Source organism: Flavobacterium sp. GNP008 (assembly GCF_056428965.1).
In genome coordinates this window covers 590225-602634 of the sequence record NZ_JBWJVL010000002.1, presented here as the reverse complement: position 1 = coordinate 602634, position 12410 = coordinate 590225, and the positions used below count along the sequence as shown (strand labels likewise).

The 12410-nt window shown below is 35.5% G+C and carries 11 protein-coding genes, 1 tRNA gene and 1 rRNA gene; 7 read left to right on the top strand and 6 right to left on the bottom strand.

All coding sequences use genetic code 11. The features are described from left to right. Positions 1-95 precede the first annotated feature (95 nt). The 3 genes from AC0608_RS08985 to AC0608_RS08975 form a co-directional block, all read right to left on the bottom strand. The gene (locus AC0608_RS08985; RefSeq protein WP_478288828.1) at positions 96-650 is read right to left on the bottom strand and encodes a hypothetical protein; all 555 of its coding nucleotides are present in this window, start codon (positions 648-650) and stop codon (positions 96-98) included. Positions 651-831: 181 nt separating this feature from the next. Beyond that, a complete protein-coding gene (locus tag AC0608_RS08980) occupies positions 832-1338 on the bottom strand; it encodes a hypothetical protein (RefSeq protein ID WP_478288827.1) in 507 nt (168 codons plus the stop codon). Between the two features lie 169 nt (positions 1339-1507). Further along, positions 1508-1825: a hypothetical protein gene (locus AC0608_RS08975; protein WP_478288826.1), complete on the bottom strand. Its 318-nt coding sequence runs from the start codon at positions 1823-1825 to the stop codon at positions 1508-1510. A gap of 310 nt (positions 1826-2135) precedes the next feature. On the opposite strand from AC0608_RS08975, the gene AC0608_RS08970 reads away from it, so the two are divergent. From AC0608_RS08970 to AC0608_RS08960, 3 genes are all read left to right on the top strand, one after another. After that, positions 2136-2951: a Cof-type HAD-IIB family hydrolase gene (locus AC0608_RS08970; protein ID WP_478288825.1), complete on the top strand. Its 816-nt coding sequence runs from the start codon at positions 2136-2138 to the stop codon at positions 2949-2951. A 62-nt stretch (positions 2952-3013) separates the two neighbouring features. Further along, positions 3014-5362 (top strand): alpha/beta hydrolase family protein, encoded by a 2349-nt coding sequence (locus AC0608_RS08965; protein WP_478288824.1) that lies wholly within the window; start codon positions 3014-3016, stop codon positions 5360-5362. A gap of 102 nt (positions 5363-5464) precedes the next feature. Further along, on the top strand, positions 5465-6418 hold the full coding sequence (locus AC0608_RS08960; protein ID WP_478288823.1) for a phosphoribosylaminoimidazolesuccinocarboxamide synthase: 954 nt from the start codon (positions 5465-5467) through the stop codon (positions 6416-6418). A gap of 75 nt (positions 6419-6493) precedes the next feature. On the opposite strand, the gene AC0608_RS08955 is transcribed toward AC0608_RS08960, so the two are convergent. From AC0608_RS08955 to AC0608_RS08945, 3 genes are all read right to left on the bottom strand, one after another. Continuing rightward, positions 6494-7033 carry an SRPBCC family protein gene (locus AC0608_RS08955; protein WP_478288822.1) on the bottom strand — a complete coding sequence of 180 codons (540 nt, stop codon included), beginning with the start codon at positions 7031-7033 and terminating at the stop codon, positions 6494-6496. A 27-nt stretch (positions 7034-7060) separates the two neighbouring features. After that, the gene (locus AC0608_RS08950) at positions 7061-7519 is read right to left on the bottom strand and encodes a DUF1801 domain-containing protein (RefSeq protein WP_417960449.1); all 459 of its coding nucleotides are present in this window, start codon (positions 7517-7519) and stop codon (positions 7061-7063) included. 190 nt (positions 7520-7709) lie between these two features. Beyond that, positions 7710-8798 carry a M42 family metallopeptidase gene (locus AC0608_RS08945; RefSeq protein ID WP_417960447.1) on the bottom strand — a complete coding sequence of 363 codons (1089 nt, stop codon included), beginning with the start codon at positions 8796-8798 and terminating at the stop codon, positions 7710-7712. A gap of 82 nt (positions 8799-8880) precedes the next feature. Between AC0608_RS08945 and AC0608_RS08940 the strand changes: the two genes are divergently transcribed. The 4 genes from AC0608_RS08940 to AC0608_RS08925 all read left to right on the top strand — a co-directional run bounded on the left by AC0608_RS08940 (position 8881) and on the right by AC0608_RS08925 (position 12343). Beyond that, on the top strand, positions 8881-9558 hold the full coding sequence (locus tag AC0608_RS08940) for a DUF4294 domain-containing protein (RefSeq protein WP_478288821.1): 678 nt from the start codon (positions 8881-8883) through the stop codon (positions 9556-9558). A gap of 836 nt (positions 9559-10394) precedes the next feature. After that, a complete protein-coding gene (locus AC0608_RS08935; RefSeq protein ID WP_478287969.1) occupies positions 10395-10550 on the top strand; it encodes a hypothetical protein in 156 nt (51 codons plus the stop codon). Between the two features lie 77 nt (positions 10551-10627). Further along, a 16S ribosomal RNA gene (locus AC0608_RS08930) occupies positions 10628-12141 on the top strand. Positions 12142-12269: 128 nt separating this feature from the next. Next, positions 12270-12343: transfer RNA gene (locus AC0608_RS08925), tRNA-Ile, on the top strand. The last annotated feature ends 67 nt before the right edge of the window (positions 12344-12410 follow it).

The following is a 12410-nucleotide window of genomic DNA, read 5'->3' as shown; positions in this document are numbered from 1 at the left end:
GTTATCTTTAAAATAAAATTTCAGTTAAACTACAAAGAGAGAGAACTAATTTTAGTTCTCTCTCTTTGTAGTTTATAATAATTTATGAATTTAATTTAGTCTCTGTCGTCGTCTCCTCGGTCACGACCTTTTCCATGGCCATAATTTTTGTACTGTTTTTTATATTCTTTTCTATCGTCATCATCTCTATCGTCATCATATTTTCTATGATTATCATATTGTCTGCGGTTGTCATCTTGTCTGTGGTTAACATAGACTCTACGGTTATTGTTGTATCCAATGTTTCGTTGTTCTCTCCCATGATATCCTCTATAATATCTAGTTTTATGGTTTCTAAAGTTGTTATAAGGTCTTGAACCATGATAATCATTCAATACCACTTTGTAGCCACCGTATAAGTCGTAGTTTCTATATTGATTTGGAAGGTTTCTAGAACGGATCCATCTTCCGCTACCAAAATAGATAAATTGTGTTGCTCTTACATCATAATAAGCCTCCACGTCAGGTAAATAGTAATACTCAGCTTCAGCATAACCTACGGGACCCCAAGAAGGTGCCCTACCAATGTTTAAACTTACAGAAACTTGTGCATGTATTGTACTTGATGCAAAAAGGATAATTCCTACGGCGATTAATTTTAGTGTTCTCATTTTCTTTAAATTTAATTGGACTTATTTATAGGACTATAAATTATAGCTCCATCTCTAGTTTTCCAACAATTGTGCCAACGTAAAAAAAATAACATTTTTTTAAGATTTAATTAAGATGGTTTTTTACTCAAAAAAAAAGAACCTCGCGTGAGGTTCTCATTTTTAATAGTTTATCTACATATTAATGTTTATCGTTACCACGTCCTTTATTTCCTTTTTCATGGCCATTATTTCCTTTTCCTTTTTTGTAATTAGTATTCCCATTGTTACCGTGATTATATGAATCTTTATGAATCACAACTTTTCGGGTTCCTATTGTTCTTTGTGGACTTCCTTTGTATCCCTTGTGATATTTTACTTTATGACTTTTAAAGTTGCTATAAGGTCTAGAACCATGATAATCATTCAATACTACTTTATAACCATTGTATAAATCATAGTTTCTGTATTGAGAAGGTAAATTTCTGGAACGAACCCATTTTCCTCCACCAAAATAAATAAATTGTGTCGCTCTTACATCATAATAGGCTTGTACATCTGGTAAATAATAGTATTCTACTGCAGAGTATCCAGCAGGACCCCAAGCAGGAGGACTTCCTATATTTACATTTACTGAAACTTGAGCTTGTATCGTATGCGTAGATACTAAAAGTATTACTCCTATCGCAATTAATTTTAATGTCTTCATTTTTTTAAATTTTAATTAATACTTATTTATAGTAATTCTTTGAGTCAATATTTCCTATACTAAAGCCAACAACTATGCCAATATTAAATAATATTATTTTCGTCTGTTTGGATTGCAAAAAAAAAGGAAACGATTAATGTCGTTTCCTTTTTATTTATTTTTTATTAGATTACAACAAAAGAATCAACAAAAGAATAACGATAATAATTGCACCTACAGATAAATAAACACCATTTCCTGTAGATTTTAATTCAGCCTTGATAGCACGAACTTCTTTACGCAACTCTTTTTTCTCTGCGGAATTCAATGATGATTTGTCCATTGCTTTTATTTCATCAAGACGATTAAGCAACACTTTTACTTCTGCCGGAACTTCTTTTGGTGTGTTTGAAACTGAAGTTGGAGTTTTTTCACCAGCTAACATTTGTGTAGGAACAATACTTAATGATAATACCATCATCATTAAATAAAAGGTAACTTTTTTCATTTCTTTTGGTTTTAGTTATAAATTTATATATCATAAAAGTAAACATTAATCCCATACAAAATCTTATACTATTTTGCTATTTAATTATATAATTTACTCTTATTTGATATAAAAATGGAGATACTAATTTATACTGATAGGTGTAGTTTAGGCCTTTCTATTAGTAACTATAACTTTGAAATTAATATATAATCGGTAGAGTAGTTTATATTATTTAATGATACTTATGGGTTAAACTTTTCTTTAATCATTGCATATCTCTTAAAAATGGAATAAATTTGAAATTATTAAAAATGACAGTGAAAAACAAATGATTTTAAAAGAAAAAATTAAAGTAGTTATTAGTGATTTAGATGGAACTTTACTCAATTCAGATCACAAAATATCCCAATATACCAAAACTGTTTTTCAAGAACTCAACAATCAAAATTATTTAATAATTGTAGCAACTGGTCGGCATCACTTGGATGCAATGCCCATAGTTGCAGGTTTAAATATTCCTCTTTATTTAGTTACTTCAAATGGGGCACGTATACATTCTCCTGAAAAAGAACTTCTTTTTTCTTTTAATATGGAAAGCGATGCGGTTAAATCCGTCTTGTCATTAGATATTGATCCTGAAATCACAACAGTATTGTTTAGAGAAAATGTTTGGCAAACAAACAAGCATAATGAAAAACTAAATGCATTTCAACCAGAAGTAAATTATCATCCTGAACTGGTAGATTTTGATAGTTTGGAAGACTTAAGTGCTATAAAAGTATTCTTCACACACCATAAACATTCGAAATTAATTGAATTAAGGGATCGGATTTTAGAGGACCATACAGGCCTTTTTAGTCATGCCTTTAGTCTTCCGCTGTGTTTGGAATTCATGGACAAATCAGTAGATAAAAGTGTTGCGATTGCAAAAATTTTAGAAAAAGAGAATTTTGCTTTTAATGAAGCTATATCTTTTGGTGACGGATATAATGATGAAAATATGCTTAATTCTTCGGGGAAAGGTTTAGTAATGGGAAATGCACCCGATAGTTTAAAGAATAAACTTTCTCATTTAGAAGTAATACTAACTAATGATAATGAAGGAGTAGCTAAATATATAGCAAAACAACTTTTAAATAGTTAAAAATTTTAAATGAATACTTTTAAAAATAATTTTAGAATCGATTTTTTAATAAAAACAGTAAAATGAATAAAAAACTAACCCTTGTTATCTGTATTTTGTTTTCCATAACAATACAAAGTCAAGCCCTTAAACTGGAAGAAATCATGAAAGGCAACACTTTCATTGGTGCGCAACCAGAAAATGAAAGATGGTCTTTAGATGGACAAAAAGTTTATTTTGATTGGAATCCCAATAATGAATTGGGTACAAGTACTTATTTCTGGAAAAACGGATTGTCAAAACCAGAAGTAGCATCGCCAAATGAAGCTGCTTTTTCAAAATTAGATTTCAAAAAAACAGCCAATCCGGATTTGTATTATTACATCGATAAAGGAAGATTATTTTCATATTCCTTAAAAAGTAAAACATCTAAAAAACTATACCAACAAAGCAGTCCTATTTCTAACTTGCAAATGGGTTCTGTCGCTGGAATGCTTTATTTTAGACAAAATGAAAACCTCTTTCAGTTCAATACCAATGAAGGTTCTATTATTCAACTCACTAATTTCAGGCGAGGAAAAGGAGAAGATGCAACAACGGAAAAAGAATCTTTTTTAAAAAACCAACAAGAGGAATTGTTTCAATTTGTTAGAGATCAGGAAGCGCTTAAAAAATGGAATTTAGCAAAATCAAAAACTACAAAATCGGATTTTCCAAAGCCTTATTATTATGGAAAAAACACCTTTGGGAGCTTAAAAGTGGATCCAAAAGGAAACTTTGCCACCTTCAGATTAATAGAAGATTCAGAACGCAAGAATGAAAAAATGGAACTTTTCATAACTGCTGATGGCTACAACCAAATAGAAGATACGAAGGAAAAAGTTTCTGTAGAAAATTTGTTACCTACTAAATTCGGAGTGTATAACATGGCCAAAGATTCTGTTTATTTCATGAATTTTTCATCATTGAGCCACATTCAGGATGTTCCTAAATATTTTGAGTTGTATGAAAAATCAAAAACTGCAGAAAAAAAGAACAAACTAATTGTGGTTCAGGAACCTGTTTACAATGAAAATGGTTCTTACGCAATTGCCGAAATAAGAAGTCAAGACAACAAAGACCGATGGATTGTCAGTTTAAATTTAGAGAAAGGAACTTTTCAAGAATTAGATTATCAACATGACGAAGCTTGGATTGGCGGACCTGGAATTCCTTCTAATTCTTATGGAAGAGGGGCACTTGGATTTTTAGGAGACAATGAAACCGCATATTTCCAATCAGAAGAAACGGGTTATTCTCATTTGTATAGCTATAATTTAAAGTCAAAAAAGAAGACCCAACTGACCAAAGGAAATTGGGAAGTGCGCAACGTGACTTTGGCAAAAGATAAAAAGTCTTTTTATTTGATCACAACGACTACGCATCCGGGAAACAGAAATTGCTATAAATTGGAAGTTTCAAATCCGGTTTTACAACCTATTTTAACTAAAGATGGCGCTCATGAAGTGAGTTTGTCTCCAGATGAAAGTACTTTATTGGTGCGTTATTCGTATAAAAACAAACCTTGGGAATTGTATATAGCACCTAATAAAAAGAATGCAAACTTAAATCAGATAACGTCCTCAACTACGGAAAGTTTTAAAGGATATTCTTGGCGTGAACCAGAAGTAATTACTTTCAAAGCGCAGGATGGAACTCCCGTAAATGCTAGATTGTACAAGCCACAAACGGCTAATGCAAATAAAGCCGCTATCTTGTTTGTTCATGGTGCTGGTTATTTGCAAAATGCACATAACTATTGGAGTACGTACCACAGAGAATACATGTTTCATAATTTATTGGTAGACTTGGGGTATACCGTTTTGGATATTGATTATAGAGGCAGCGATGGATATGGACGTGATTTTAGAACAGGAATTTACCGTTTTATGGGCGGTAAGGATTTAACAGATCAAATAGACGGCAAGAAATACTTAGTTGAAAACCATGGAATTGATGCCTCAAGAGTAGGGATTTATGGCGGTTCTTATGGAGGTTTCATCACGTTGATGGGAATGTTGACTACTCCCAAAGAGTTTGCTTCGGGTGCGGCATTGCGTTCTGTAACAGATTGGGCGCATTACAATCATGGCTACACAGGAAACATTCTTAATTTTCCAGAAACGGATCCTGATGCTTATAAAAAAAGTTCACCAATCTATTTTGCAGATAATTTACAAGGTAATTTATTGATGCTACATGGAATGGTAGATGACAATGTAGAGTACAAAGATATTGTTCGTTTGTCTCAACGTTTTATCGAATTAGGGAAGAAAAACTGGAGTCTTTCTTCGTTTCCTGTAGAAGCTCATGGTTTTAAAGAAACCTATTCATGGGTTGATGAATACAGCCGAATCTTAAATTTATTCAACGATACGCTGCTTAAAAAATAACTTTAGAGATAAAAATGAAATTTAAGAGTTCTGTTCTTTGCGAAACTCTATGAAATAGTTTTAAATTTGCAAGAACAAAAATAAACACACACAACTAGTATAATGAGCAATACCATCACAACTACGGATTTTAATTTTCCAAACCAAAAATCTGTTTACCGCGGTAAAGTAAGAGAAGTGTATAACATCAATGATGAACTTTTGGTTATGGTAGCTACAGACAGGCTTTCGGCTTTTGATGTAGTTTTACCAAAAGGAATTCCATATAAAGGTCAAATTCTAAATCAGATTGCTACAAAATTCATGGAATTAACACAGGATATTGTTCCGAACTGGTTAATTGCAACTCCTGATCCTAATGTGGCTGTAGGTCATTTATGTGAGCCTTTCAAAGTAGAAATGGTCATTCGGGGTTATCTTTCAGGTCATGCTGCACGAGAATACGCTCTTGGCAAAAGAGAAATTTGTGGCGTGAAAATGCCAGAATATTTGAAAGAAAATGATAAATTCCCGGAACCTATTATTACGCCGACAACCAAAGCGGATAACGGAGAACATGATGCTGATATTTCTCGAGAGGATATTTTATCGAAAGGAATTGTCTCTGAAGAAGACTATCTGGTTTTAGAGAAATTTACAAGAGATTTGTTTCAGAGGGGAACTGAAATTGCAGCCAGTCGTGGTTTGATTTTGGTTGACACCAAATATGAATTCGGTAAAACTAAAGAAGGTGTAATTGTCTTGATTGACGAAATTCATACACCGGATTCTTCTCGTTATTTTTACGCTGAAGGATACCAGGAACGTCAAAACAAAGGGGAAGAACAAAAACAATTATCGAAAGAGTTTGTTCGTCGTTGGTTAATCGAAAATGGTTTTCAAGGACTAGAAGGACAACAAATTCCAGATATGACGGATGAATACATTCAAACAGTTTCTGAAAGATATATCGAATTATACGAAAATATCTTAGGAGAGAAATTTGTAAAAGCGGATATCACTAGTATAGATGAAAGAATCGAAAAAAATGTTTTGGGATATTTAGCCAACAAATAATTCATTCATAAATGGTAACGAAAAAACCGCAATTCATAATTTTGAATTGCAGTTTTGCTTTTATTGAAAATACGACTATTCTTCTAGAACTGCTTTTAAGTTATTCAATCCATCTTGCAAATCCTTTCCAAGCATTTCTTCCATATTCATAAAAGGCAACATAAGATTCATGGGATAAGGCATGTTTCCATAAAATCCCCATTTTACTTTGGTTTGATTTGGTGTGATGGTTCGTGTTGTCATAAAAGCATAGTCTGTAGATTCTATCGGTACTTTGAAACGAAGTTCAAAATCAATTCGTTCGCCCTCAACGATTTTTTTGATTTCTTGCTCACCAACGCCTACATTTTTATCAGTACTATCCCAACCCGCAATAGCACCAACGGTTCCGTCAGTTCCAGTAAATGTTTTCTTCATCGCAGGGTCCTTAGTAGACCAAACGCTAAAATTGTCTTGGTTTTTCAAATACTTTACATAATTGAACACACTGTCTTTTGGTTGGTTGATTGTAATTTCTCTTTCAACAGCAAAGTCTTTGGTCAAGAATAGAGCAATAATTAGGGCCAAAAACACGAGGGCTATTATGATTGCTAGAATCTTTTTGATGATATTCATATCTATTTAAAAATTTAAGGTTTCGTTTTACTTTGGTTTAATTTGTGATTCATAAGTATTAATCCAGTCCTGTACTGATATTTTCTGCACAAGTGCTCTAATTAGATCGAATGGAATTTGGTCAACCTTTTTAAACCGGATGCAACTTTTTCCGATGTCTAATTTTTGGGTGCTGTGTTTTGGGTATTCAGTAATAAACCAATTTAGTATTTCTGGGTTAGCATAAATTCCCATGTGGTATAGCGCGATAAAATTTTTCTGGGATCCAATACCTATAAAAGGTAACGGTAGCTTTGGTTCGCAATGGTAGCCGCTTGGATAGATGGAATGTGGAACCACATATCCAATCATGCCGTATGACATTCGTTCAACAAATCCTTTTGGAATATTCTCTAGAATAGTTTCTCTCAGTTTTTTAAAAGCATCTTTTCTTTCCTCGGGAATTTCTTCTAAATAGGCTTCGATTGACGTGGCGGTTGACTGCATTTTAAGAATTGTTTAAGTAAAGTTAACAAAAAAACCGCAATTCATAATTTGAATTGCGGTTTTTTTAGTCCTGATAGTAGTGGAAATCCTTTCCCTTTTTGCTGCCAAAAAGGGAAAGATTACTTCACTATATTTTTATTTGAGTTCAGTGAATTTCATTTGCAACGGATAGAGGGATTAGCTCCTAAAACTATTTGAAGTAAGAGAATGTTTCTTCGTTTTCTAACTTCAATAAGGTTTCATAAATTAATTTAATTACGTTTTCAACGTCGTCACGATGCACCATTTCAACCGTGGTATGCATGTAACGCAACGGCAATGATATCAATGCTGAGGCTACGCCACCATTACTGTATGCAAATGCATCGGTATCGGTACCCGTAACACGAGAAGAAGCTAATCTTTGGAATGGAATTTCTTTAGCCATGGCAGTTTCTAAAATCAATTCTCTCAAATTATTCTGAACAGCCGGCGCATACGTTACAACAGGACCTTTACCAATTTTTGTTTCTCCTTCAATTTTCTTATCAATCATTGGAGTAGTAGAGTCATGACAAACATCGGTTACTATAGCTACATTGGGTTTGATGGTTTTGGTAATCATTTCGGCACCGCGGAGCCCTACTTCTTCCTGAACCGAATTGGTAATGTACAATCCGAAAGGAAGTTTTATTTTGTTTTCGTGTAACAAACGAGCTACTTCGGCAATCATAAACCCACCCATACGGTTATCAATGGCACGACAAACAAATTTATTTTCGTTTAAAATCATGAATTCATCAGGATACGTAATCACGCAACCTACATGAACACCCATTTTATCAACTTGTTCTTTAGTTTCACAACCAATGTCAATGAAGAGATTATCGACTTTAGCCACTTCTTCTTTACTTCTATTTCTCGTATGAATCGCAGGCCAACCAAAAACTCCTTTTACGATACCGTTTTTAGTATGTATATTGACCCGTTTTGAAGGGGCAATTTGATGATCTGAACCACCGTTTCTAATCACATAGATTAATCCGTCATCCGTAATGTAATTAACGTACCAGGAAATTTCATCCGCATGGCCTTCAATTACTACTTTATAGGGAGCATCAGGGTTTATAATTCCTACCGCTGTACCGTAGGTATCCGTTATAAAAGTATCAACATAAGGTTTTAAATAATCCATCCATAATTTTTGGCCACTACTTTCATAACCGGTAGGGGAGGCATTATTAAGATAGTTTTCTAAAAAGTCAAGTGACGACTTGTTTAATATTGATTTAGTGCTCATAAAATTATTTTTTTGCTAAATTATAAATTTGGCATTACAGTTGTATATATAATGTATAATTTTGGCAATTAAATTTCCCTATATGAAGCTAATTAAATTTTTGTTGCTTATTCTTTTTACCACGATGTCTGTTAATGCACAGGTAATACCTCAGGATACCACAAAGATGGGCTATGAGTTAGAAAATGACGAATCCATTCTTAACGATACGATTCAATTACCGGAAGTATTAATATACAAGGAGAAAATGGATCCCGATGCAAGAAAGCAATTTTTATTACTTCAAAGCCGTGTTTTTAAAACGTATCCTTATGCAAAATTAGCTTCGGAGCGATTGACGATTTTGAATAAAGGAATGGCAAACCTCAAAACAAATAAAGAGAAAAAAAGGTACTTTAAGATAGTTGAAAGTTATTTGAGTGAGGAGTTCGAAGCTAAACTTAAAAAACTCTCCCGTAAACAAGGTCAAATTCTGGTAAAGTTAATTCATCGCCAAACAGGCACCACAACTTATGAGTTGGTAAAAAACCTAAAAAGTGGTTGGAAAGCATTTTGGTCGAATACCGCAGCCAGCATGTTTGACATTAATTTAAAAACAAAGTATGCACCTTTCGATGTTAATGAAGACTATCTGATAGAAACAATATTAGTTCGAGCATTTGATTCCGGAAGATTACAAAACCAAAATCCTGCAAAATCAGTTGATTATAGCAATCTAACCGATTCCTGGGAGTCCAAAGCTGAGAAGCTGAAACAGTAATTTTTATTTAGAGCGTTTCGCTATATATAAAGAGAGTCAATTAATCTAGGGATTAGTTGACTCTCTTTATATATGGCGTCGGGCTATTCGCTACAAGTCCTCGTCCCGCCAAAGAAGGCGGTACTGTGGGCTTTTTGCTTCTATCCCTAACGCGAGCTAGTGTAAGGCGGAGCTTGTTGATTATTCGAATAATTCAGAATGACATCTAGACGACATATTATGATACCTTATATATAGGAGAGAATTTAAAAGGGATGTTTGTTACTATATAAGGTATAGGATAAAACCATTTTATTGATCCAGACCAGTTTCTTTTGTTCGATTACTGGTAATGGAAGCTATTTTGAATGTTGAGATCGTATTAAAGGGCATTAAAAGCGTTAATAATGGTTGAATTCATAAGGCATTATTAAAATTCGAAAGGTAGTTGAAAACGGTCCATCCTTACCGGAATAGGGTATTTTGACAATAAAACGAGTTTACTAGTTGTTTGATTGTAGTTTTGTTTAAAAAGATTTGGTTTCAAAAAACTTGATATCAGCTAGTTAAAGATTAGGTTAAGAAAAGGTCAAAAAAAAGCGATTAAAAAGCTTGTAAAAGCGAATAAAGGGTGTAGTTTTGCACCCGCAATGACGCATACGTTCTTTTAAACACTGGCAAGAAAAACGAATCAAGGAGAAAATTTATTTTCAAAAAAAGATTGTAAAAAGCTTGTGAGATTAGAAAACGGAAGTTACATTTGCACCCCGCAAAACGCGCAATGTTCCTTGACAGATTGGTAGTAAAACGAGAAGAAAGAGAGATAGAAATATTTCTAAAAAAACTTCAAAATTTTCTTGCCAGTTGAAAAAAGAAGTTGTACTTTTGCACCCGCTTCCAGAGAGACACAATATGAATCAAACGAAGAGAGAAACAAAGAAGAACACGTTCCTAGACATATTGAATTGACAGCCGTTTTAAGAGAGATCTTAAGACAAAAGAATAAAGAGTAATAGAATCGAGAGATTTGAAAAAACCACTAGAATTTAGTCGAATAACAATAGCTTGAATTTATTCAAGCGTACAATATACGATGAAGAGTTTGATCCTGGCTCAGGATGAACGCTAGCGGCAGGCTTAACACATGCAAGTCGAGGGGTATAGTTCTTCGGAACTAGAGACCGGCGCACGGGTGCGTAACGCGTATGCAATCTACCTTTCACAAAGGAATAGCCCAGAGAAATTTGGATTAATACCTTATAGTATATATGAATGGCATCATTTATATATTAAAGATTTATCGGTGAAAGATGAGCATGCGTCCCATTAGCTAGTTGGTAAGGTAACGGCTTACCAAGGCAACGATGGGTAGGGGTCCTGAGAGGGAGATCCCCCACACTGGTACTGAGACACGGACCAGACTCCTACGGGAGGCAGCAGTGAGGAATATTGGACAATGGGCGCAAGCCTGATCCAGCCATGCCGCGTGCAGGATGACGGTCCTATGGATTGTAAACTGCTTTTATACGAGAAGAAACACTCCGACGTGTCGGAGCTTGACGGTATCGTAAGAATAAGGATCGGCTAACTCCGTGCCAGCAGCCGCGGTAATACGGAGGATCCAAGCGTTATCCGGAATCATTGGGTTTAAAGGGTCCGTAGGCGGTCAGATAAGTCAGTGGTGAAAGCCCATCGCTCAACGGTGGAACGGCCATTGATACTGTCTGACTTGAATTATTAGGAAGTAACTAGAATATGTAGTGTAGCGGTGAAATGCTTAGAGATTACATGGAATACCAATTGCGAAGGCAGGTTACTACTAATTGATTGACGCTGATGGACGAAAGCGTGGGTAGCGAACAGGATTAGATACCCTGGTAGTCCACGCCGTAAACGATGGATACTAGCTGTTGGGAGCAATCTCAGTGGCTAAGCGAAAGTGATAAGTATCCCACCTGGGGAGTACGTTCGCAAGAATGAAACTCAAAGGAATTGACGGGGGCCCGCACAAGCGGTGGAGCATGTGGTTTAATTCGATGATACGCGAGGAACCTTACCAAGGCTTAAATGTAGATTGACCGGTTTGGAAACAGACTTTTCGCAAGACAATTTACAAGGTGCTGCATGGTTGTCGTCAGCTCGTGCCGTGAGGTGTCAGGTTAAGTCCTATAACGAGCGCAACCCCTGTCGTTAGTTGCCAGCGAGTCATGTCGGGAACTCTAACGAGACTGCCAGTGCAAACTGAGAGGAAGGTGGGGATGACGTCAAATCATCACGGCCCTTACGCCTTGGGCTACACACGTGCTACAATGGCCGGTACAGAGAGCAGCCACTGGGTGACCAGGAGCGAATCTATAAAACCGGTCACAGTTCGGATCGGAGTCTGCAACTCGACTCCGTGAAGCTGGAATCGCTAGTAATCGGATATCAGCCATGATCCGGTGAATACGTTCCCGGGCCTTGTACACACCGCCCGTCAAGCCATGGAAGCTGGGGGTGCCTGAAGTCGGTGACCGCAAGGAGCTGCCTAGGGTAAAACTGGTAACTAGGGCTAAGTCGTAACAAGGTAGCCGTACCGGAAGGTGCGGCTGGAACACCTCCTTTCTAGAGCCCGAATGTTAGTTGTGTAAACAACACTTTTGGGAAAGAAGACGAAAGTTCGAGAAGGAAACAAATGTTGAAATTATATTACTCTTGCTGTTAGTTCAAATAATACCATTTAAGAATAAGAGTGTCTCGTAGCTCAGCTGGTTAGAGTACTACACTGATAATGTAGGGGTCGACAGTTCGAGTCTGTCCGAGACAACTATTTTAGACTTAAATAAAAGAAGAAATTCTAGAGTTGAGGCGTTATGAAAGTATTTCATAATTCA

What these genes read in the sequence shown, in the direction of transcription:
- AC0608_RS08945 (WP_417960447.1), bottom strand. Translation starts at nt 8,798, where the DNA reads ATGAGCACTAAATCAATATTAAACAAGTCGTCACTTGACTTTTTAGAA.
- AC0608_RS08940 (WP_478288821.1), top strand. Translation starts at nt 8,881, where the DNA reads ATGAAGCTAATTAAATTTTTGTTGCTTATTCTTTTTACCACGATGTCT.
- AC0608_RS08965 (WP_478288824.1), top strand. Translation starts at nt 3,014, where the DNA reads ATGAATAAAAAACTAACCCTTGTTATCTGTATTTTGTTTTCCATAACA.
- AC0608_RS08955 (WP_478288822.1), bottom strand. Translation starts at nt 7,033, where the DNA reads ATGAATATCATCAAAAAGATTCTAGCAATCATAATAGCCCTCGTGTTT.
- AC0608_RS08970 (WP_478288825.1), top strand. Translation starts at nt 2,136, where the DNA reads ATGATTTTAAAAGAAAAAATTAAAGTAGTTATTAGTGATTTAGATGGA.
- AC0608_RS08975 (WP_478288826.1), bottom strand. Translation starts at nt 1,825, where the DNA reads ATGAAAAAAGTTACCTTTTATTTAATGATGATGGTATTATCATTAAGT.
- AC0608_RS08985 (WP_478288828.1), bottom strand. Translation starts at nt 650, where the DNA reads ATGAGAACACTAAAATTAATCGCCGTAGGAATTATCCTTTTTGCATCA.
- AC0608_RS08960 (WP_478288823.1), top strand. Translation starts at nt 5,465, where the DNA reads ATGAGCAATACCATCACAACTACGGATTTTAATTTTCCAAACCAAAAA.
- AC0608_RS08950 (WP_417960449.1), bottom strand. Translation starts at nt 7,519, where the DNA reads ATGCAGTCAACCGCCACGTCAATCGAAGCCTATTTAGAAGAAATTCCC.
- AC0608_RS08980 (WP_478288827.1), bottom strand. Translation starts at nt 1,338, where the DNA reads ATGAAGACATTAAAATTAATTGCGATAGGAGTAATACTTTTAGTATCT.